This window comes from Moorena sp. SIO3I6 (assembly GCF_010672095.1).
In genome coordinates this window covers 60,578-81,842 of the sequence record NZ_JAAHHU010000027.1, presented here as the reverse complement: position 1 = coordinate 81,842, position 21,265 = coordinate 60,578, and the positions used below count along the sequence as shown (strand labels likewise).

Genomic DNA, 21,265 nt, shown 5'->3' with positions numbered 1-21,265 from the left:
TTTACAGGAGCCATGGGTGGTAATGTAATTGATAGTCTAACTCGGGATTTCGCTTCTTGATAAATCTAGCGGGATTACCTGCCACAACGGTGTAGGGTTCCACATCTTTAGTGACTACTGACCCTGCACCAATTACCGCACCTTCTCCTATTTTTACTGAAGGTAAAATAATAGCTCGATAAGCAATCCAAACGCGATCGCCAATAATGACATCTCCACCTCGATCCTCAAAACTAGGGGATTGGGGGTCATGCCCTAAGGTTAAAATGGTTGCCTCTGGACCAATAGAAACATCGTTACCAGTGTGAATTTGATAATGGCGACCATCAAATAAACAACCAAAGTTAATTACGTTGCGATCGCCTAAATAGACTTTACGCCCGTTAAGAAAGCGACAGCCCATTTGAACCGATGTTTCCTTTCCTAGCCTAGCTAAATATGCCTTGAGGTAAGCAATGCGGATTTTACGGGAGGGACAGTTACTAAGCCAATGGTTGTAGTGATAGTTGAGCAAACTACCTGCAATAATTTTAGGATTCACTGATTAGGACTTATAGGCAGATTTGTTTACGTTTTTAAAACACTAAGAACAATCTGGGCATTTTCCTGCCAAGAATTGTCCCGAAAATACTCTTGCCAGCAAGGTTTGATTGGCATTTCCAGCCATGACTTTAAGCCCTCGACAATTGCTGTTACACTATTAGGTTCAACCCACAACCCTAATTGATATTTTTGCACTACCTCTTTCAAAGGTCCTTCTCCACTGGAAGCCAAGCAAAGTTTGCGATGGTGGGTTGCCATACTTAACACACCGCTAGCAGAGTGAAAAGTCTGATCATAAGTCAATAAAACTAAATCACTCATGTCAAACAAATTAGGAATTTCCCTTTCAGGAATAAAGCCAATCTGCCAGCGACAGCGATCTGCTACACCCAATTCCTGAGCTAGTTCTTGATAACGACGAGCAAGTTGCTGACTAGAAGACTGTTCTTTTCCCGCGACTACTAAATATACATCAGGGACACGAGCCATTGCCTCAATTACCAGGTTAAGGTTTTTGTTAGGACGAATATGCCCAAAGGACAACATCACCTTAGCCTCTTGAGGTAGGTTGAGTAAGTGGCGTGTTTTTTCCCTAGATTGGGTTGCTTGGGGTAATTTATAAATACCGTGGGGAATTACGGTTGTACGCAATTGAGGCATAGGGCGAACCGTATCTAAATCAATGGCTTCATGAACAAATGCCTCCCGCAGAAACGAATAGCCTGCTGCAATAGAGCAATGATGCCACCATTGAGGCCCCAAAACAAAATCTCGCACGGGATCATGGACTACTGCACCGAATACCACTCCCCGATTGGCTAATCGCCTCAGGCGATGGGCCCACAAGGGCGCAAGGTATTCCTGGTAAGAACCCATTAAGACGTGACAAAACCGATGTTCTTCAATAAAACGGGTTAATCTAGCAATATTGCTGAGCAGATTATAGGAAAGATAGCCTGCTTTAAGAACCTTGGGCATTGGTTTATGCACCCCAGGACTTGCTGTGGTATCATCCAAAATAGGTACAATCTCATAGGCTTCTCCCCTACCGACGGGATAGTTGGGCGTAGTCAGTAACGTTACCTCTGCACCAGCAGATACAAGGGCATTAGCTTGGTAATGGGCATAGTCAGCTAGTCCTCCATAGCTGGCAGGAGAATAGTAAAGTAACTTCATCTTTAAATCTTATTCGGGGACAAAAGTTGCTGACAGAAATTTGCTGGTGAGAAGTATTGTTGAGTACAACTATCTGACTAAGATTACTTCGTGTAAAACGTTGTGCTAATAGAAAGATCCGACTCATATACCAGGTCAAGATTTATGGTTATTGTTTTTAGTTCCAACATCAAAACTGATTTATTGATAAAGCGTAGTTATATATCAGGTATTCAAGCTCATGCTTTTCCTTGAAAAAATTAATAGTTGAATCGGACAGTAAATCACCCTCATCTCTAGGAGATTTATTGATAACAGGAACCTTCACCGTTGGACAGCCTAATTTATCAGCTAATATATCAATTGATGTTTGATAATTTTCTACAACACATAGATGCACAAAATTTGATTTTAAAATTTCGATAAAATTATCTTTCGTTATTTTCCATGGAAAAAGGTTTAACATGTAAGCACCACGATTCTTAACCCAGTCTTCTAGACAAGGAAAAGCAAGAGAGTTATTTTTATGCCCATTCCAATAAATTACACCATTATTCAGCAGCCTCTTATGATAAAAGTATAGTGAAATTTGAAGTTGCAGAGGATCACGCAAAACCGTTACAAATTGTCTAGCTTTTGGATAATATTCAAAAAGAGATTTGCCATCACCGTAAGATTCAAAATGACCATGTATGCATTCAGGTATTTTTCTGCTAAGTAAGGAACCATAACCTTTACCTAAAGGAATTTTACGAGGTGGCTTATTCAATACATGATCCTTATAGTGAAAATAAAGACCACATCCTAAAAATCTTTGCAAAAATAAATCGGCATTTAACGGTGTAAGTATCTTAGATAACTTGGGATGGTTGTTTAAATTCGGAAATCTATTGTTATTGAACCAACTAGCCAAGACATCAGAAAAACTTTGACCGCCAGCTTTCGGTATATGTATAGAAAAAAGCGGAATGCTAGGATCATAATTACGCATATTTTACCTTTTAGCGAAATAAGAGTTCTAGTGTTTTATAGCAACCGAAGTATAGTTGAGGAGAGAGTATTTTGGTTGAAAGGGAGTAGGGAGTAGGGAGCGGTGCGACCCGTGGCGAATTTAATTCGCCAACGGAAAGCGCACCGTAGGGAGAAGAAATATGTCTTAAGCTTTACTTCGACTGCTATATGTGGTGTTGTAGGTTCTCAACTCTTACCAGCCAATTCCAGCACCTCGTAACTTTTGGCGAGTTTCCTGGCATTGAGTTTTTCCTCTAAGCAACCCTTCCCAGTAGCCGTTGATAGCTGACCAACGTGTAGATATATCAAGGATTGCTACATGCCATAAACCCACTATGCCTCCTCGTTCTTTAACCGACATATAGTGTCTCAGCCAATTTCGCAATCGCAGTAGGAATAGTAACAGCAGCATCACTCCAAAAACGAATTTTAATAAATCGGAAACTATAACTAAAGCTATTAAGAATCCCATTAAGGCAATTGTTTCAGCAGTAAATCGTAGAACATTAGAAACAAAGTAATTGAGCCAGATACCCGCTTCACCTGCTCCTCGAAAGTTACGTCGAGCCTCTTTACTGATTGCCGTCAATGTTTGGGGACGAAGCCATTGACAGCGAGGCTCTGGTGAAGCTTCAAGTCGTTTTCCGGAACGTTGGATCAGCAATGCCAGCACCATATCATCGGCAGCTAATGTTAAATCTTCCGGCAATCCTCCAAGGCCAAGATAAAATGATTTTCTGTAAGCAATAGAGCGACTAGAGGCATGACTTTGAGGCGTTGCTCTAAATTCAAGCCCCCCGAGCAGGAGAGGATCAGCTTGTGCCCATGGTGTTTTTTGATCGCTCCAACTAACACGCCAGCTTCCCATCACTGCTTCAACTTCAGGATCTTTTAACATTGGCTGGACTAGCTCTTCTAGCCATTCTCGGTCCCACCGACATCCAATGTCGGTCGAAACGATTAGATCATGTTTAGCTGCACGTACAGCCAGGTTTCTACCGCGAGCTACATTACACCCTTTCTCCTGGAAAACCTTTAAGTTAGGCAGTTGTTTTGCCTGTGCTTGCAGCAATTCCCAGGTTCCATCCTGCGAACCGCCATCTACAATCACAATTTCATCTGGTAGCAAGGTTTGCACTTGCATCTGCTCAAAGAAATCGATACAACCGACGCGGTCGTTCAAGACAGTAGTCACGAGTGAAATCATTAGTCTAGTCTAACTCCTTACAAGTGTCTACCCATAACTTCATGTTCTGCGCCATATTACAAAAATAGGTACGCAACCCATCATCCCAAAGGAAGCCCTGCTGCTCTACTGTCCATGCTTCAAGCCTGTCGGCTAACTCATAAGCCGCAGCACCATAAGTTGTAGCGGGCGAGAGAGGAGTTTCCAGGAGTGGCAGCATATCATCTATGATTACCATACCTGCTAGTTCATGCCAGAGGTCTTTGTAGAGGTTATGAGGGGATCGGCGATGGTCTACGACAGGGCTACCTACACGTACAGCATGTCCTACGGCTTGGGCGCATTTTTGTACAAAAAAACCACTAAAAATGTCACCAAATCGATCCAGCTTCATACCACCAATGGGATGACCCATTTTGACATAGTAGTAAGCAGGAATCGCATCTCGAATTAATGCTGTGTTTTGAGTATTAATTGGCATCAAAACGTTAGAGTCTAGGAGATAATTTTCCTGGAAGTTAGCAGATGCCTCACAGCGTGTAACCAACCGGGTTGCTGCATCTACATCTGGGTCTCCTGACCACAAGCCTGCATTAATGGCAACAACCTCTGTAGAGACATTTGAGTTAATTTGACTACAGTTGGGATTGCGCCGTGCGTAGGGAAAACCACGGGCATAAACGGTTCCCTGCACATCGAGAGACTTGCAAGCAATATCCATCATAGAACAGAGATTAAACCAACCATCGTGTCCTACCGCAGTTGGTAAAGTTGCCTTTTTCCCAACAGCAGCGTGCCCTTCTAGAAATGGCCACTGATGACGAGGATAGTTATCGTCATCAATGGCAATAATGACATCACAGCGATCGCGATAGGCCATTAAAAAGCCAACATTTCGGCGATTATCGGTTTTCCAGGGAATCTCAGCTGCTAGTTCTGGAAATGGAGCTAAAAATTTATTCTGTTCTTCTTGGCCGAAATAAAACCAAGGCAACCCCTCCCCCTGATACTTTTCGACTCGCTGACGACACTCAGGAGGTGTAGATAGATCGCCAACAATATAAAAGCGAACCTGATCAAGCTGGTTTCTTGCTTTAAAATGCTCGAAATATTCGTCGAGAAAGTTACCACTGTATATACTTGTTACTACAATTCCAAATATCATAAATAATTCACCTTAACTGTTGTGACTAAATTTTGTTGCCAATAGATGATAGAAAGGAATCGATGCAATCCTAGTACTTCCCTTACCCTGAGTGAAAAAGACCTACAACCTTTTCGATTTGAGCATTCTTTGAGCCATTCCTTAGCGATTTCCATTGCTTCATCAGCAGTTGTGGCGTCATTTTGTAGTCGTGCCTTCAGATAAATATCTGAGTAGAGACGCATGAGACTTTCACAATGTTTTGCGGTTAGCGATCGCTGTTGTTGACTAAGAAACTCTATGTTAGCGGTAGTAATTGCCTTCATAGATTGAAACCATAAAGCCAGAACATCTGGCTGATTTCGGTTGTCTTCAATTTCTTGGCGATAGAGTGCACCAGCGCTAGCAGTATATGCTACCGAGAATGTAGAAGTAAGGCGAAACCAAAAGGCTGTGTCTTCACTCATATAACGGTCAAGCGCTTCAACCCAAATAAATGGTGTATGCAAAATATCTCGCCTAACTATTGCTGAATGCACTGCCCAGGAAGCAAAGGCAATTGCTCCATCAGGAAAGCCAAAAGCTGTTGAACCATAGCCAGCAGGTGCTTTCAAGGTGCGCTGTTGTGGATTTGAATTAGTATATTCTTGCCAATGTCCGGCAATGATAGCTGCGTCAGGATGATCCTCAACAGGCGACAATAAATTTTCTAAATGAGTCGATTCAATCGTGTCGTCAGCATCTAGAAATAAGACCCAGGTTCCTGTTGCATGCCTTAACCCCACGTTACGAGGTGCTCCAGGCCCACCTGTACGTTTAGGACATGAAATAAGATGGATTCTCGGGTCACAATATTTTTGGACGATTTCTAAGCCGTTATCTGTAGAGTTATTATCTACGACCCACAGTTCCCAATCAGTAATGGTTTGTGCAAGGACAGAATTGATCGCTGCACCTATATAAGGGGCTTTATTATAAAGAGGGATAATAATACTAATATCAGGCATAGTTTCAAAAACTGAATTAGTTTCATTCACCAGTTTTGTTATAATTTTGGCATCTTTAAATAAAAACCAAATCGCTAATTGCCTTACAAAAAGCTTCTTGAATTACTAATGGATTAAACTGTTTTTGAGCAGCCAGGCAAGTCTGCTTAGCATAATGCTTGCGGAACTCAGCAGTTCTCTGGAGTTTTTCAAGGGCTGAAACTAATTCAGCTGGATTTTCCCTCGTCACACAGATGGCCTTATTACCTTCCTTAGCCCAACGCACAGCAGCACAATACTCTGGTCCCCAAATCACAATCGGTTTACCAAATTGCACATACTCAAGTAGTTTGGAAGGAAAACTCGTTTCCATGCGCCGCCTCATAGCAGGATCAAAACTCATGGTCACCAAACAAGCATCGGCTGAACTTAGCCACTGGTTCAACTCAGATCTGGGTGCAAAGTCTAGCCACAAACCGCGCTCTCGCATTTCCTTTTGAACATCTGCCGACCAATTAGGGTTTTTTCCCCGAAGCTGTACCTGTAAACTAGGATGATCTTTAACTCCCTGCAACAACTCCCCTAACATTGGGCCATATTCATAGAGATTTCCAGAATACACAACTCGCAAGGGACGAGATTTATCGACTATGGAATGATTAAATCTTAGTTCAGATGGTAGAGAAGCTGGAATGGGATAAAGAATTTGACTATTGGGATGCGAACCTAAAGCTTTTTGCATTCCTTCACTGACGCAAAGTACCAAGTTTGAGCTATCATGAAGCTGCTGGAAACGCCGTGCGATTAGTTGCCGAAAGGGGGCATGGACAATAGGTAAATCTGGCCACCAGTCATGGAAAATAGTTACTAGGGGCAAGCCATATTTTTTTGCAAAGCGCAAAGCCGCCCAGCAGCCATCACCATGAGCAACAGTGAGCACAATTGCTTTTTGGCTTGATAGCTGGTGATCATGGCACAGGGGATCCCAACTGCGACCATCAGTGAGAACATTTAAATTGTTGCCCCAGGTATAAAATCGAGTGCGATTCAACCTTTTTGCTAATCTTGTTAACAAGTATTGGGGATTGGGCACCACTGAAACCTTCCACCCATCTAGCTGACTTAGATGGCGGTGCAGTATAATTTCTCCTGCACTAGTTGGCGCAGGTGGTACGGAGGAGATGACAATAATTTCATATGTACCAGTAGTAATTAATCTAGATTCAGCGGTAGTCATCATTTTCATCGAGCCAGCTCTTTAAGGTCGTCAATGTTAGGAGTATCTTGGGATTGACGACAAACATGGTTCACACGATCAACAAACAGAGTGTGTATTTTCTCAGCATTGAGAACAGTTTCTGCTGCCTTACGCGCTCCCCCACAGGCAGCTTGCCATGTCTCAAGATTAGAGGCAGCATCAATCATCGCCTTAACCAAAGCTACCGGGTCATCCTCCGAAACAGCTATCCCAGCACGGTGCTGATGGGCAAACTGATAAGCTGTTGAATAGTCTGGTGCCCAAACGAAAACAGGTTTGCCATAGGGAACATAATCCAACCACTTGGTTGTAAAACTGGTTTTCATGAATGGTTCTTCTGCTTTCTCAAAACTCATTACCGTCAGAAAAGCATCTGCCTGTTGAAAGTCTGACTTTAATTGTTCAAACGGCTTAAATCCCTTGTAAATGCCAGCCTCAGTCATCTCCTTGACTTTTTCCAAAGGCCAATCATTACCAGCAGCAAAGATTTGTAAATGAATATCACTTCGCTCTTTTACAGTATTTGCCAAGCGCAGTAGCATACGGCCATAAGCTGAAGGCACTAAAATCACCAACGGGATAGAGAACATCTGGGTGCATCTCATATTTGTAAAAAAGTGCGGTAGGGTGCGTTAGGGGCGAGCTCACCAAAACGCAAGCTGTAGCAAGTGTTGGGACAGTGCGTCCCGTAACGCACCACCAGGTCAAACTGCAAAAATGAGATGCACCCGAACATCTCCTCGACCATCTTGTCCAAACCAGTTGCCCATACCTTCACTGGTATAAAAAGATTGAGCAGCTTTCCGATTCAGCATTCGGTATCGATTTACTAAAAACGGAACTAACCAATGGAAAGGACGCATCTTGTCGGGAACAAACTGGGAAAGACAAAACAGATCCTGGAAGTTTACCACTAGAGGAACATTAAGCCGCGTGGCAATTTGCCATGCTAAGCCCATGTGCCAATCTTCAATAACACAGACTACGACATCAGGGCGAAATTCTTGGGCAAACTGCATCAATGGCTGTGGTACCATTATCCAGTTTTGGAGATACTCAAGGTTACATAGCAATCGCGATAATCGAGTGCGACGTAGTCTCTCAATAAGACGATTTTTACGGATAACGAAACGTCTTTCAATGGGAGAATCTCCAGCTGTTGTACCTGCCACTGCTACTTCAAAGTCTTGTTTGAGTACTAGGTGGCGGTACATCGCAAATCTTCCCCCTGAGGTTGTATCAGGTACGACGGCAGAAATGTATAGGAGTCTTAGGTGCGGTATAATCATTTAACTTTAAAAGTCAAAAATATAAAGCTATTAAGCTATCTTGAACCTGAAACCGCCATCGCAACACCGTAAGAAAAAATCATGATCCATTGCATAATGTAGATCCTCGGATAACGGACCTGCATCTTGCCAAACTCGTCTGTGCCAAAATGTAGAGTGTTGTCCAAGGTAAGCAGATTGAGAGAGCATAACTGCCATTTTTGGGGGAAGTCCTACAAGACCAGCTCGAACTCCAAAGAATTCACCAGACGGGTACTTATAAACTATTGCTTCTCCAGTAATTATATCTATTTTCCGATTTTTGGAGAATAGCCGTGCGACCTCTAGTAAAGCACCAGGAAGATAAAGATCGTCGCTATTTAACCACGCCATAATTTCACCAGTGCAACGAGCAAAACCTTTATTTATAGCATGGCTTTGCCCTTCATCCGGTTCACTAACCCAATAAGTTAGATATTTTTCATACTTTTTTATAATTTATACAGAATTATCTGTGCTGCCACCATCAATGATGATGTATTCCAAATTAGGATAACCTTGCCACAGAACTGATAGGATAGTTTCTTCTATAAATTGTCCTTGATTATAGCTAGGAGTTACTATACTAATCCGGGGCCATTCTGAACCATCAGGCATCCGCTCAGGGAGTGGTTGAATTTCCTCCGTCCAAGGCCAGCCTGTTTTTCCAGGTGGTGGGGGTGGTAGTTCGTTTAAGGTAGGATATTTCATAAATTAGTTTTTATTTATAAAACAATAAAATAGGTAACTATAGTTTTTTCAAAACCTGAGAGTACAGTTTAATATATCTCCGAGCTTGTAGTTCAAGAGGATATTCCTCAACAGCAATTTCTCGACAATTTTGACTCATTTCCTCCCGAACTTTCCCATCTTCCAGTAGCTGCACGATCCCATTACTAAAATCTTCAGTATCTTCCGGTACTGCTAAGTATCCAGTTATCCCTGGACGCACTAAATCGGGAACACCACCAATTTTGAAAGATACCATAGGTGTACCGCAAGCCATACTTTCTTGCAGCACCAAGGGTAGGTTATCAGCGCGGGTGGGGAAAATAAATAAATCAGCGGCAGAAAAAGCAATAGATTTTAAGCGATCGCTACTAACATATCCCAGATTGAGCGTTTGCATTTCTACAGCTTCTGAAATTCCTTCACCACTACTACCCATCGTCAGCAAAACAGTTTCTGCTTTCAAGGACTTCGGTAATAGTGACAGCGCTTTTAGCAGCAAATCACTACCTTTGCGAGAGTCATTAAAGCTAACCGCTCCAAACATCAGAACTTTTTTGTTCTTCGGTATACCAAGTAAGGAGCGACACTGTTCGGTATCAAGGGGCTGATATGCTTCCGTATCGATTCCATAAGGAATATGATGAACAGGAAAACGGTTGAGCATACTTTGCTCTGCTTGCTTAGTTAACCAGTTACTAGGAGTAACAATAGTTATGTTCGAACGACTATAAACCCAGTTTTTTAACCTCCACTCTAGGTGAGTATTGTCTTTTTTGATAGCTGGGTAAGTAGCTGGGTAAGGACATTTACCACAGCCGATTTTCCAGCGATCGCAGTCGTAACTGTAGGCGCAATGTCCGGTAAAACTCCACATATCGTGGAGAGTCAAAACTGCTGGTTTTTCTTTAGTCAGCGAAGGAATAGCTAAGTAATTGAAATAGTTAGTATGTAGGTTGTGAAAGTTAATAACGTTTGCATTTTTGTAAAAATTATGCTTTGGAATATCAAAGCTACTGATTAGATTAAGGTCATTAAAACCAAAGCCCCAAGTAAGTCGAAAAAGTTGGTTTTCTAGACGATATCTGCGCGAAACATGAGCTACGCGATCGCTCTTGGTTTTGACTGTTCCTACTAATAAGCGCGAATCAATACCTTTAGCCAGTAGTCCTTGGTGTAATCGATAGCCAGCGATCGCCGCTCCACCAGATATATCAGACTGGTTGATGTGTAAAACATTCATGTTCATGTGGCTGGCTTAATCCCCTCCATAAACAAAGAGTCAGGCTTATAAACACTACCATCCGGTTCTGTGTCAAGATTAAAGCTAGTCCATTGTGGAATGTAGCTTTCACTCGCTGAGTGTTGGATAATGTTTTCCAGACCGCATTTTTTCAGTAACGTTGCTAGTGAATAACGGTCATACATCCACTGGTGAACTTCTCCACTTTGACGAAAGCGACCAACTTGTAAAGCGCTATAGTCTTCACCTAGCAAGCTTTTCAGCATGGACTCACGGCGGTAGTTGGGATGACGTACAAAACGGTAAACTTGTTTAAGTAAATTTAGTGGTTTATTTTCTGGTGTTGAATTAGGCTGATGTTGTTCCCGGCGTTTGCGTCCTGCTTCTATTAAGTTTTTAGCTTCGATACCAAGACGTTTGACTATAAAGTCTTGATTGGGGATATGTTCTTGGAAAAGATATGCAGCCATTTCTCCCCCAGAGTGGTTTCTTATAGTTTGGTCGTACATTTCTAATAGAATCAACTCGTAATTAGCAGCCCATTCTTGAGAACCATCGTTAGCGTTTTTTAGAGCTTCTAAATAAGTTAGAGCAATTTGTTCTAAGTCCGGAACAACTACCCGCAAAATGCCTTGAGGACGCAGGACGCGGTAGCATTCTTTTAGGAATAATTCAGCTATATTTTGGGGAAAGTGTTCTAATAAGTGGGAGTGATAAACAACGTCAAATGAGTTATCTGGAAAGGGAATACCTGTTGTGAGATTGTGAGCAATTACGCCTTCACCTGATGATGTGAAATTCACATTTGTCCAGGCTAGATGGAAGCGACGACCACAGCCAAGATTTAAGTAGTTCATCTAAATTTTTTGGAATAGTATATATAAGCTTTGACCAGTTAAAAACATTCTCAAACCAAGATTTAATATTTTGGTATAGCCAGGTATCGTGTAGCGATTAAAAAATAATTTTCCAAAAGGATAGACAGAACTAAAATGATTACTGTAAGAACTTACGTAACTCGCAACATGATAAGAAGCTAGTGGCTCGTTAACCACTTTTTTAAGTTTAATCGAAAACAGTTTTTCCAGTGATTTAAAAGATTCCCTAGACCATTGAAGCATATGGTGTGGAGGCATATCTAGCAAGTTATACTGGTATTTAAGGAAGCTCTCTGAATTAGGAACACAATAAATTAGCTTCCCTCCTGGCTTTAACATTTGAATTGACAAATCAATAAAGTTTTTGGGATTTGCTACGTGTTCAAGTACCTGAAAGCTACATACAGCATCTAATGATTCCGAATATAATTTTGCAGCTTCTTTTAAGTCAAGACGCTCTACTGGAAATTTTTTTTTGTGTGCGGCAGCAACGGCAGCTTTATTAAGTTCAATTCCTCTTATATTTAATCCTTTATCAATTCCAGATTTAATAAAGTGACCAGAACCAGATCCAATTTCTAAAATATCTTTACACTTTGATAAATCTAGCAAAGCAACCTTATGTTCCCATTTTTGGGGCATATAGTACCATTCAAACTTTTGTAGATGCTCATAAAGTTTATCCGAACCAACTGTTTCATAAGGCGTAAAAAATTTTAACTGCGTTTCGTTACATTTATAGAGGTAAATATTTTCATGTTCATCAACTTCTTCGGTAATATCTATTTCAAAACAATTTTTCCAATCTTGAATTAACTGCTTTGTTGGGATACTTTTAAGCAAAGTTACATTGTTATTTTCTGTTAAAGGACTAATAATATTCACAACTTAATACCTTTACAAATAAGTTCATTTAAATATTGAGCACGAATATCAAAATTATGGTTCTTCAAAGTCCGTTGTTACCCAGCAGCAATCTGAATACGTTCATTTTAATTCTCTAAAATTTTCATAGCTGCTCTTAAATACTGCTCATGTTTTAACCTACCAAGCATATAATCTTCATAGAAGATATTGGTAGTAATGTGGTCACCAAAACCCACAATACAGGTAACATTAAATAGTAGTTTCAATGATAAACAAGCAGAACTGAATGTCAATACCTTAATATTATTTCGTACTGACATGTCTGATTCAATAAAAACTTGTGCAAATAAAATTTCAAAAGGTAAAAATAATAGATGAGGTTCTGATAAAACTAATATATCTGAAAATAAATCTGCTAGTTTTGATTGCAACATTTTAATTTTAATGTTACTATCCCTCGGGTGAGGTTTGATAACTAATATAGTATTCGGTTCTATATGTCGATTAAGTAAGAATTGACGATAACCAGCAATTTCGTCTTCTTCACTCATCCTACTAGCTTCAGAAAAGTTAGAATTTAACAATATTAAAACAGGAAAGTTATCAATATTTTCTTGGAATTGCTGAATATAATTTACATCTAATAATCCCTTAAAATTCTTAAAAGTTTCTAGAAGTTTTGATTTATCTAAGGTAATGTATTTCATGGGAGGTAATTCTCCCAAAATATCTGGCAATACAAAATAACCGATATCAAAGTTTATAGTTTTAAGAGATGTCTTTAGTTGTAGTTTCTCCTTGACTTTACTGATAACGGCTTTAATTTTGTTCTTGGTATAACTAACAAAATTTAGCTTTGGTGGAGTATATGCTGGGAAAAAACCATTATTATTGGAGGAAAAGTAAATACCAATACTATCCCCATAACAAATTTTTTCAGCTGATTTATAAGTATTTATCAAAAGTTGATTACCAAACTGCCAATTTCGGCATAAATAAATTTCGTCAGCAGATTTAGTTCCAACTAATTTATGCACCATATCATATATTTTTCGCGGGCTACAAGAATCTAATTTATTAGATATGGCATCGATTTGCTCAGGGTTTATATGATTAATTACTTCCCATTTATGGACTAATTGAGCCATTTTTTTGACAAACTCTGCAAATTTATCAATTTGTCCTGGAGGAGTAGACAAATCATAAATAATCAGATAATCTTGATATTCAATATTGAGTTTATGCTGCTCTTTTTGTCGATAACTTAGGACTGATAAAGCAGTTACTAATTGAATACTACCTTGGCAGGTAATTATTCGTTTTACAAGCTTAGGATTAGTCATTGTTCTTATAATAAGATTTAACCTTGACCTGTGCTTTAATCAACAATTCACAAATTTCTCGAACTGCTCCTTGGCCACCTGCTAATTTGGTAACATACAGAGCCATATCTCGGTTTTCTGGTATCGCATCAGCAACAGTTAAGGGACATCCTACAGCTTCCATAACTGGTAAATCAATGATATCATCACCAACATAGGCAACTTGGAAAAGAGATAAACTCAACTCTTCACAGAGTTCTTTGAGAACAGCTAACTTATCTTCAACCGTGAAAAAGTTGTACTTGATTCCTAATTTTTTGACTCGATATTGGGTTGCCCTACAACTACTATTGGTAATAACAGCTACCTCAATTCCAGTCCGTTGCAGTAGCTTGATACCCATACCATCCTTGACATTAAATTTCCTTAGTTCTTCACCGCTTTCTGTGTAGTAAAGTCCGCCATCCGTCATCACACCATCTACATCTAGGGCTAGCAATTTTACCTGAGATAAATGTGTTTCTGAATTGTTACGCATTTAATTTATACTAAAACTAGCTAGCAAGGTACTCGCAAGGCAATATTTTCACGTTTTGGCATTAAAAAAAATTAACTGCACATTAGCTTAATTCAGGCTCAGGGATGTTGTTCATGAAAAACTTACTAAAGTTGTAGCGTTCAGAGCTAATTCATAAAGTAAATCTTAAGAAGTCTGAAAGCCTTACTAAGCTGATGCGCATTTAAATTGGTTTTTCCCTGTTCCCTGTTCCCTGTTCCCTGTTCCCTTTGAGCAATTTAGGTATCCCAATCTAAATGCTGAACAGCTTATGATTGTCTTTTGGATATTAAATAGTTCAATTGTTCTATTCTAGCGTAAGCCTTATCCTACAAGGATTACAGCGAGTTTACAAATCAGCTCTCAAACTCCCACGAACGTTCAAAATTCCTTTTAGCACATTTTCCAATTCTGCCAAGGGTACCATATTCGGACCATCACTAAGTGCCATGTCAGGATTTTCATGAACTTCCATAAACAAAGCATCAATGCCAACTGCAGCCGCAGCTCTAGCCAAATAGGGAACAAAGTGTCGCTGTCCACCAGATTTATCTCCCTTTCCTCCTGGCATCTGAACGCTATGAGTGGAATCAAAAACCACTGGATAACCTAATTGACGCATCTGAGGTAAGGAGCGAAAGTCTACCACTAGGGTATTGTAACCAAAACTAGTACCCCGCTCAGTGAGTAAAATATTCTTGGCTCCCCCAGCTTCCAGTTTACTGACTACATTCTTCATATCCCAAGGGGCAAGAAACTGACCTTTTTTGACGTTAATTGCCCTACCTGTGGTAGCCGCAGCCATTAGCAAATCAGTTTGGCGGCACAGAAAAGCTGGGATTTGCAGGACATCAACTACTTCAGCAACCGTTGCAGCTTGCTGACTTTCGTGGATATCAGTAAGCACTGGCACACCCACCTTTTGTTTGACCTTCTGAAGAATTTCTAGACCTTGTTCTAAAGTTTGTCCCCGAAAAGAGTTGATTGAAGTTCGATTGGCTTTGTCAAAGGAAGATTTAAAGATCAAAGGAATATTCAAGCGATCGCAAATTTTGCGAATCTCTTCTGCCATTTTTAAGGTAAAGTTTTCCGATTCAATGACACAGGGACCTGCAATTAGGGTTAAAGGACAGCGATCTCCTATCGAAAGTGTATTCGTGATTTGAGTACTAGTCATGTATCTAGCTAAAAATAAACTTTATACTTTTAAGATGATATTGATGATATTAGTGATTTGGGTTGAGATACTTTGTTTTGTAACGTAGATGATTTTGATGACTACTGATGAGTACTTTCCTTGGCTTTATCTTGTATTAATCTGTTTGCTTTAGCTAAATCTTCAGGCGTATTAATTTCTAACACGGCCTTTTGGGTCAGGCAAACCCGAATCTGAAACCCATGCTCCAACACCCGCAACTGTTCTAAAGCTTCACACTGTTCAAACGGGGTTGCTGACAATTGGGCGTATTGCGCTAAAAACCTCCGATCAAAGGCATAGAGTCCTAAGTGATGATACACCGGAAGACTTTTACCATGATTACGTAAGTAAGGAATCTGGGAGCGAGAGAAGTAAAGTGCATGACTATGCTGGTCGCAGAGTACCTTAACTGTATGGGGATCGGAATAACCTGACTCAAAGTTCAAAGGACAAGCTAAAGTAGTCATTTCAGGAGAATCCCCTTTGAGATAGGGACTTACCAATTGAGTTAGCATCTGAGGAGTTACAAAAGGTTGGTCTCCCTGAACATTCGCAACTGCTACCATCTCTGGATAGCGCTCTGCGACCTCTGCCACCCGATCCGTACCAGTCTCATGGTCAGAGCGAGTCATTTCCACTACACCACCAAACTGCTGCACGCAGTCTACAATGCGCTGATCATCGGTGGCCACCACCACCTTGCCAAAGTCAGGACAACACTTCGCCGCTTCATATACTCGCTGTACCATAGGCTTATCGCCAATCTTAACTAAGGGCTTACCCGGAAAGCGCTGTGACCCATACCGGGCAGGAATTACCGCAAGAATTTTCATTATACTAACCCACTTCGCAACACATCATGGAGACGTAACAGCCCTAAACAAACATGATTAGAATCAACCACTGGCAAGACTGAAATTTGTGATACTCGGTTTTCCATGATTTGGAAAGCCTCATAGGCGAGAATGTCCGGGGTTACCGTCACAGGGTCAGTGGTCATAATTTGACCTGCCTTTAATTTACTCAGATCAGCTGATGATATCTTTTGTACCCAACGACGCAAATCACCGTCGGTAATTAACCCCAGTAAACATCCTTTGTCATCCACAATATTTACAGCACCAGCACCACCATTGGTAATTGCACTTACAATCTCTAGCCAGGAAGCCTCCAGCCCTAATGCCTGGTTATTTGCCTTCTGCTGCATTAAATCAGCAACCTTCAGCGTCAACCGTTTGCCCAACCGACCTGCCGGATGGTTAAAGGCAAAGGCTTCGGGAGTTACCCCTTTGATATGAGTCAGAGTCATGGCCAGCGCATCGCCAATGGCCAATGCCACAGTCGTACTTGCGGTTGGAGCTAAGTTTAAAGGACAGGCTTCGCGATCGACACCGGCATTGAGAACCACATCAGCCTGCTGAGCCAGGGTGGACTCGAGATTACCGACAATGGTAATAATCGGCACCTGACGATACTTTAGATGGGGCAAAATCTCGATCAATTCGTCAGTCTCACCCCCATTGCTGAGTAGGATGGCGATATCTGAGCCTGTCACAATACCGAGATCGCCATGGAGGGCATCACAGGCATGCAAGCAGATGGCCACAGTACCAATGCTGGTAAGGGTAGCGGCAATTTTTTGAGCCACAATGCCCGATTTGCCCACGCCCGTAATCACAACCTTACCCTGACATGTGGCTAACAGTTTCAAAGCTTTTTCCACCTGGTCGAATTGCAGGCGCTCTGCAGCTATGTTGATAGCTTTGGCTTCCAGTTTGAGAAGTTCAATGGTATGGTAAATGGAAGTTGACGGAATAGCCAAGGTGTTCATATACCTAACTTGAAAAGTTTCTTCGCAATATGGCAGAATTTATTCTTAATTAAGCTATATTTATTATGAATTTTGGGGGAATTTCCCTGAAGGATGTTTTGACGGACGTAGGCACGCAGCTGACTGAGTTGAATATCTCGCTGGGTGATGTACCCTGTTTCACGGGCTTCTTGAAAATATTGAAACCACAGTTCACCGTAGGGATGATTAGGATATTTCCAGGGTTGGGTTCTGAGGTTGGTATAATGGATTAACTTCGTGTCGTTGTCGTAGTAGTCAAAAACATTCCAGTGAGAGTCGAGTTGTCCTACTTTGAAGGGATGATGGGCTAAAAAAGCCGGAGCCATGCAGGAGAAATCGGTGTAGGTGTAAAGACCTTGGTCAATTTCATTGTAGTAGCTCTCCAAGTCAAAGCGAGCGCTCTCGCAATTGATCAACATTACACTCAAGCCCCAGAGATTATTGCTTTGATGATCGTAGGCTTCCCCTTTGGCCAGAAAATCGTAATCATTGAGTGGGGTATCAAAAAGTTCAGCAATATCAGCCAAACAAACTGTATCTGAGTCAATCCAGATGGCTTTTCCCTGATAGTTGCAGACCTGGGGGATTAGGAAGCGGTAAAGGCTGAACTCAGTGAAGTTTTGATATTTGAGCTTGAGGGATAGGGGAGCCAGATAAGGTTCTTGATCGTTAAGTTCAATGGCATTGTGGGTGCCATTGAAAACGTAGATATCTAACTCGCGTTTAGTATGCTTTCGCAATGAGTAAATAGCAACTTTTCGTTCTAAGAGACTTGCTTCTCCAGAGCCAATGAATACCCGAATTTTTTGTTGACTTTTCATTGTTTATACTAAGGTTAAAAAATAGCTTTAAATAAACTCGATAATTGCTTTATAGTGTGTTCTGGTGTATATTGGTTTTTGATATAATTTTGACCTTGTAAAACGTGTTGCTTCCTTAATTCAGAATCAGATGCATACCTCAGTAAGTTATTTTTCCAATCCGAGAACATAACAAAGTTTTCAAAATTTATGAGTTTTATTGCTATGAAATTTAGGGCATTCTATGGTTTTTTTTTTTAAATACCATTTTTTGATTGCCTATCTTGATGCAGCACATCCCTATTCCCTATTACCTGTTCCCTGCTCCCTACTCCCTTAAACTGCCACCTGACTACTTTGCAACTTCCAATAGCGCGCATAGCGCTCACCTTGATGCATAAGCGACTTATGGGTACCGTGCTCCACAACCTCTCCTCGCTCTAGCACCAAAATCTGATCAGCCTCAGCAATAGTCGAAAGTCGGTGGGCCACCACAATCACGGTTCGTTCCTTCTGGAACTGTTCCAATGCCTGCTGAATCAACTTCTCGGATTCACTATCTAAGGCACTGGTTGCCTCATCCAAGATTAAAATCTCTGGCTGTTTAATTAATGCCCGTGCCAGAGCCAATCGTTGCCGCTGTCCACCCGAGAGTCGATAGCCCCGCTCACCCACCACCGTTTCGTACCCATCAGGCAAGGCCAAAATAAACTTGTGGGCTTGAGCTGCTTTAGCTGCTTCAACTACCTCATCGAAGCTTGCTGACGGACGACCGTAACGCAAATTTTCTAAAATACTGTCATTAAAAATAAACGTATCTTGACTGACCACCCCGATCTGTTGCCGCCAGTTTTCCAAGCAATAGTCTGCTAGAGGACGACCATTGACTAGAATATGTCCTGCCGTCGGTTGATACAGCCCAAGGAACAAATCTATAATCGAAGACTTACCTGCCCCCGACCCCCCTACTAAAGCAGTTACTTTGTTTCGAGGCAGAGTAAAGGTGAGATTCTTGAGGGCAAGATCATCATCGTTAGTATAGGAAAGGCTTACAGACTTAAACTCAATATCTTCCCTTAGCCGTGTAAACTGCTCCGTGCCCGAGTGCTCAAATACCTTATCCCGCTGGTCTAAAATCGTCTCTAACCGTACCATCCGGCCGCTGTTATCCACAAAAGCTGTAATAGTGCCTGAAGTTGCTTTCAAGCGCCCCGATAACCGTTGCAAGGCCAGCAAAAAGGTCAACAACAGGGGTAGGATGGTCGCCTTACCCCCTTCAAATAGTACTGCGGAAGCCGCCAAAATTCCCAGGGCTACCATGGGCAAAGTCTCTAAAATTGGCTCCGGCAGGAAAAAGACCAATGCCCGCTTTTTTAGTTGTTTCTCGATTTTACCTAATATCTGATTTGCCCCCGTTAGTGTCTGTGGCTGGGTACCAAAGGTATGCAACAACCTCAAGGCCTGGATGCTCTGAGTAATATACTTAGCCGACTCCACCTGGCTTGCGGTCACCCGCTTTACCACTCGTCGTAATCGGGGAATCAGCTTGTACTGCACATAAGCCACCGCCAGAATCAGCACCGTTGCCGCCCCTGCCAAGATTGGGGATAGACGCACGATAATAACCAGGTACACCAAGGAGAATGACAGACTCACCACCAGATTGTTGAATTGTGTGATATTTTGATCAACTGCAAAAGCGGCATCTTTGGCAAAAAGTACTAGGTCACCGACCTTATAGCGGCTCACACAGCCATAGCTAAAGGTCATAATTCGTTCAAACACTTTCCCCGTCACATAGGGCTGTGCTTTGGCCGATAGGTAAGCTGTCGATACCTTATTGAGATAGTTACTCAGACTTAAGCCGATTTGCAGCACCACTGCCCCAAAGATTAAAACTAAAAACATTTGCTCTGGTGGCAAAGGCAGAATCAATGCAAGGGTTTTAGCTATGGTTGGATTGGTTGGTGTATCTGTTCCAGGGTCATCAGTCCCCGTTAGGTAACCCACGGCCAGATAAATCACACCTAGGGTGCTGCCCTCTAGGACGGCACTGACGAGATTGGTAACCAGGTTCATCCCAATCAGCCACCAGTTTTTCCGGGCTGTCTCCCCGACCAGACGATAGGCTGGCGATCGGAAATTAGGAATAAGTTTTTTCAGTTTTGTCACAATTAAAACAATTAACCAAAAAAGTAATTTATCACATCTATTTATGTAAGCATTAAGCCGTAAGCTGTCAGCCGTCAGCGGTCAGTCCTGAGCCACGCTACGGGAACGGGAGAATTTATAGGGTTTTGCGACTTTATTGAGTACATCTTTCTGGTTTTTTAGGGAACAGAGAAGAGGCAAGAGGCAAGAGGCACCCACCCCTAACCCCTCCCAGGAGGGTAGGGATGATTGGGAGACTTCCAGGGTTGAGTGTAGAGGTTCGTATAGTGGATTAACTTCGTATCGTTGTCATAGTAATCAAAGACATTCCAAAGGGGGTCTAGTTCTCCGATCTGGTAATTGTGATGAGCAAGAAAAGCAGGACTCATACGGGCAAAGTCAGGGTAAGAATACAGACCTTGCTCAATTTCGTCGTAGTAGGTTTCTAAATCAAATTTGCATTTTTGACAATCGATCAGCATTACGCTCAAGCCCCAAAGGTCTTTAGCTTCACTGCTATAAGCTCTTTTTACCAGGAAATCACAGCCATTCAAAGGTGTGTCTAATAGTTCACCAATATCATTCAAACAGATAGTATCTGAGTCAATATAAATAGCTTTACCTTGATAGTTACAGAGCTGTGGAATCAAATATCGATAGAGACTAAACTCAGTTGTATTCCGATATTTAACTCTTAAGGACATGGGAGCGAGATAAGGCTGATAATCATTAAGTTCAATAGCATTGTGGGTGCCATTGAAAACATAAATATCCAGTTCCCTATGGCTATGCTTACGAAGAGAGTAAATTGAGACTTTCCTCTCCAGTAGACTCGCTTCGCCAGATCCGATAAATACTCGCACACGGTCTTGATTTTTCATGGCTAATTTTCCTAATAGTGCTATAGCAATCCTAAATCATTTGTAAAATCAGCAAAATGTGGAATCTTTGCTGGGCAAGGGTTATAGCGTTCGCTTTGGCCAATATATTTCACGAATCATTTAGGACTGCTATAGGAATTATTTATTAGTCATAATTTGATGAGATAAATTTAGTTAACTTTGACTAGTCTTGTCAAA

General features: G+C 41.5%; 20 protein-coding genes and 1 pseudogene. All 21 read right to left on the bottom strand.

What is annotated here, in order from left to right:
• Position 1: 1 nt before the first annotated feature.
• The 21 genes and pseudogenes from F6K49_RS53285 to F6K49_RS10345 all read right to left on the bottom strand — a co-directional run bounded on the left by F6K49_RS53285 (position 2) and on the right by F6K49_RS10345 (position 21,067).
• On the bottom strand, positions 2 to 541 hold the full coding sequence (locus F6K49_RS53285; RefSeq protein ID WP_366514160.1) for an acyltransferase: 540 nt from the start codon (positions 539 to 541) through the stop codon (positions 2 to 4).
• 26 nt (positions 542 to 567) lie between these two features.
• On the bottom strand, positions 568 to 1,719 hold the full coding sequence (locus F6K49_RS10440; RefSeq protein WP_293096383.1) for a glycosyltransferase: 1,152 nt from the start codon (positions 1,717 to 1,719) through the stop codon (positions 568 to 570).
• Positions 1,720 to 1,888: 169 nt separating this feature from the next.
• Positions 1,889 to 2,689 carry a hypothetical protein gene (locus F6K49_RS10435; protein WP_293096377.1) on the bottom strand — a complete coding sequence of 267 codons (801 nt, stop codon included), beginning with the start codon at positions 2,687 to 2,689 and terminating at the stop codon, positions 1,889 to 1,891.
• A 213-nt stretch (positions 2,690 to 2,902) separates the two neighbouring features.
• Positions 2,903 to 3,916: a glycosyltransferase gene (locus tag F6K49_RS10430; protein WP_293096374.1), complete on the bottom strand. Its 1,014-nt coding sequence runs from the start codon at positions 3,914 to 3,916 to the stop codon at positions 2,903 to 2,905.
• A 4-nt stretch (positions 3,917 to 3,920) separates the two neighbouring features.
• Positions 3,921 to 5,060, bottom strand: a complete 1,140-nt coding sequence (locus F6K49_RS10425) for a hypothetical protein (RefSeq protein WP_293096370.1) — start codon at positions 5,058 to 5,060, stop codon at positions 3,921 to 3,923.
• Positions 5,057 to 6,076 (bottom strand): glycosyltransferase family 2 protein, encoded by a 1,020-nt coding sequence (locus F6K49_RS10420; protein ID WP_293096367.1) that lies wholly within the window; start codon positions 6,074 to 6,076, stop codon positions 5,057 to 5,059. Before F6K49_RS10420 ends, F6K49_RS10425 begins: the two co-directional genes overlap by 4 nt.
• 25 nt (positions 6,077 to 6,101) lie before the next feature.
• A complete protein-coding gene (locus F6K49_RS10415) occupies positions 6,102 to 7,271 on the bottom strand; it encodes a glycosyltransferase (protein WP_293096364.1) in 1,170 nt (389 codons plus the stop codon).
• Positions 7,268 to 7,888, bottom strand: a complete 621-nt coding sequence (locus F6K49_RS10410) for a hypothetical protein (RefSeq protein ID WP_293096361.1) — start codon at positions 7,886 to 7,888, stop codon at positions 7,268 to 7,270. The genes F6K49_RS10415 and F6K49_RS10410 overlap by 4 nt, the downstream gene beginning before the upstream one ends.
• Positions 7,889 to 7,987: 99 nt before the next feature.
• Positions 7,988 to 8,497, bottom strand: a complete 510-nt coding sequence (locus F6K49_RS10405) for a glycosyltransferase (protein ID WP_293096356.1) — start codon at positions 8,495 to 8,497, stop codon at positions 7,988 to 7,990.
• 105 nt (positions 8,498 to 8,602) lie between these two features.
• Positions 8,603 to 9,208: pseudogene (locus F6K49_RS10400) on the bottom strand (glycosyltransferase family 2 protein).
• Positions 9,209 to 9,338: 130 nt separating this feature from the next.
• Positions 9,339 to 10,562: a glycosyltransferase family 4 protein gene (locus F6K49_RS10395; RefSeq protein ID WP_293096353.1), complete on the bottom strand. Its 1,224-nt coding sequence runs from the start codon at positions 10,560 to 10,562 to the stop codon at positions 9,339 to 9,341.
• Positions 10,563 to 10,564: 2 nt separating this feature from the next.
• Positions 10,565 to 11,419 (bottom strand): methyltransferase domain-containing protein, encoded by an 855-nt coding sequence (locus F6K49_RS10390; protein ID WP_293096350.1) that lies wholly within the window; start codon positions 11,417 to 11,419, stop codon positions 10,565 to 10,567.
• Positions 11,420 to 12,325: a class I SAM-dependent methyltransferase gene (locus F6K49_RS10385; RefSeq protein WP_293096347.1), complete on the bottom strand. Its 906-nt coding sequence runs from the start codon at positions 12,323 to 12,325 to the stop codon at positions 11,420 to 11,422. It lies immediately after the preceding gene.
• Positions 12,326 to 12,432: 107 nt separating this feature from the next.
• Complete coding sequence (locus F6K49_RS10380) at positions 12,433 to 13,650, bottom strand: polysialyltransferase family glycosyltransferase (protein WP_293096344.1); 1,218 nt, start codon at positions 13,648 to 13,650, stop codon at positions 12,433 to 12,435.
• Positions 13,643 to 14,167 carry an HAD-IIIA family hydrolase gene (locus tag F6K49_RS10375; protein ID WP_293086254.1) on the bottom strand — a complete coding sequence of 175 codons (525 nt, stop codon included), beginning with the start codon at positions 14,165 to 14,167 and terminating at the stop codon, positions 13,643 to 13,645. The genes F6K49_RS10380 and F6K49_RS10375 overlap by 8 nt, the downstream gene beginning before the upstream one ends.
• Before the next feature lie 367 nt (positions 14,168 to 14,534).
• Positions 14,535 to 15,362 (bottom strand): 3-deoxy-8-phosphooctulonate synthase, encoded by an 828-nt coding sequence (gene kdsA, locus F6K49_RS10370; protein ID WP_293096340.1) that lies wholly within the window; start codon positions 15,360 to 15,362, stop codon positions 14,535 to 14,537.
• Between the two features lie 101 nt (positions 15,363 to 15,463).
• Complete coding sequence (gene kdsB, locus F6K49_RS10365) at positions 15,464 to 16,216, bottom strand: 3-deoxy-manno-octulosonate cytidylyltransferase (RefSeq protein WP_293084538.1); 753 nt, start codon at positions 16,214 to 16,216, stop codon at positions 15,464 to 15,466.
• Complete coding sequence (locus F6K49_RS10360; protein ID WP_293084541.1) at positions 16,216 to 17,214, bottom strand: KpsF/GutQ family sugar-phosphate isomerase; 999 nt, start codon at positions 17,212 to 17,214, stop codon at positions 16,216 to 16,218. The genes kdsB and F6K49_RS10360 overlap by 1 nt, the downstream gene beginning before the upstream one ends.
• Positions 17,211 to 18,056, bottom strand: a complete 846-nt coding sequence (locus F6K49_RS10355) for a glycosyltransferase (RefSeq protein WP_293096336.1) — start codon at positions 18,054 to 18,056, stop codon at positions 17,211 to 17,213. Before F6K49_RS10355 ends, F6K49_RS10360 begins: the two co-directional genes overlap by 4 nt.
• A 315-nt stretch (positions 18,057 to 18,371) precedes the next feature.
• A complete protein-coding gene (locus tag F6K49_RS10350) occupies positions 18,372 to 20,207 on the bottom strand; it encodes an ABC transporter ATP-binding protein (RefSeq protein ID WP_293096334.1) in 1,836 nt (611 codons plus the stop codon).
• A 200-nt stretch (positions 20,208 to 20,407) separates the two neighbouring features.
• Positions 20,408 to 21,067 (bottom strand): glycosyltransferase, encoded by a 660-nt coding sequence (locus F6K49_RS10345; protein WP_293096331.1) that lies wholly within the window; start codon positions 21,065 to 21,067, stop codon positions 20,408 to 20,410.
• Positions 21,068 to 21,265: the final 198 nt, after the last annotated feature.

What these genes read in the sequence shown, in the direction of transcription:
- F6K49_RS10440 (WP_293096383.1), bottom strand. Translation starts at nt 1,719, where the DNA reads ATGAAGTTACTTTACTATTCTCCTGCCAGCTATGGAGGACTAGCTGAC.
- F6K49_RS10435 (WP_293096377.1), bottom strand. Translation starts at nt 2,689, where the DNA reads ATGCGTAATTATGATCCTAGCATTCCGCTTTTTTCTATACATATACCG.
- F6K49_RS10430 (WP_293096374.1), bottom strand. Translation starts at nt 3,916, where the DNA reads ATGATTTCACTCGTGACTACTGTCTTGAACGACCGCGTCGGTTGTATC.
- F6K49_RS10425 (WP_293096370.1), bottom strand. Translation starts at nt 5,060, where the DNA reads ATGATATTTGGAATTGTAGTAACAAGTATATACAGTGGTAACTTTCTC.
- F6K49_RS10415 (WP_293096364.1), bottom strand. Translation starts at nt 7,271, where the DNA reads ATGAAAATGATGACTACCGCTGAATCTAGATTAATTACTACTGGTACA.
- F6K49_RS10410 (WP_293096361.1), bottom strand. Translation starts at nt 7,888, where the DNA reads ATGAGATGCACCCAGATGTTCTCTATCCCGTTGGTGATTTTAGTGCCT.
- F6K49_RS10405 (WP_293096356.1), bottom strand. Translation starts at nt 8,497, where the DNA reads ATGTACCGCCACCTAGTACTCAAACAAGACTTTGAAGTAGCAGTGGCA.
- F6K49_RS10395 (WP_293096353.1), bottom strand. Translation starts at nt 10,562, where the DNA reads ATGAATGTTTTACACATCAACCAGTCTGATATATCTGGTGGAGCGGCG.
- F6K49_RS10390 (WP_293096350.1), bottom strand. Translation starts at nt 11,419, where the DNA reads ATGAACTACTTAAATCTTGGCTGTGGTCGTCGCTTCCATCTAGCCTGG.
- F6K49_RS10380 (WP_293096344.1), bottom strand. Translation starts at nt 13,650, where the DNA reads ATGACTAATCCTAAGCTTGTAAAACGAATAATTACCTGCCAAGGTAGT.
- F6K49_RS10375 (WP_293086254.1), bottom strand. Translation starts at nt 14,167, where the DNA reads ATGCGTAACAATTCAGAAACACATTTATCTCAGGTAAAATTGCTAGCC.
- kdsA (WP_293096340.1), bottom strand. Translation starts at nt 15,362, where the DNA reads ATGACTAGTACTCAAATCACGAATACACTTTCGATAGGAGATCGCTGT.
- kdsB (WP_293084538.1), bottom strand. Translation starts at nt 16,216, where the DNA reads ATGAAAATTCTTGCGGTAATTCCTGCCCGGTATGGGTCACAGCGCTTT.
- F6K49_RS10360 (WP_293084541.1), bottom strand. Translation starts at nt 17,214, where the DNA reads ATGAACACCTTGGCTATTCCGTCAACTTCCATTTACCATACCATTGAA.
- F6K49_RS10355 (WP_293096336.1), bottom strand. Translation starts at nt 18,056, where the DNA reads ATGAAAAGTCAACAAAAAATTCGGGTATTCATTGGCTCTGGAGAAGCA.
- F6K49_RS10345 (WP_293096331.1), bottom strand. Translation starts at nt 21,067, where the DNA reads ATGAAAAATCAAGACCGTGTGCGAGTATTTATCGGATCTGGCGAAGCG.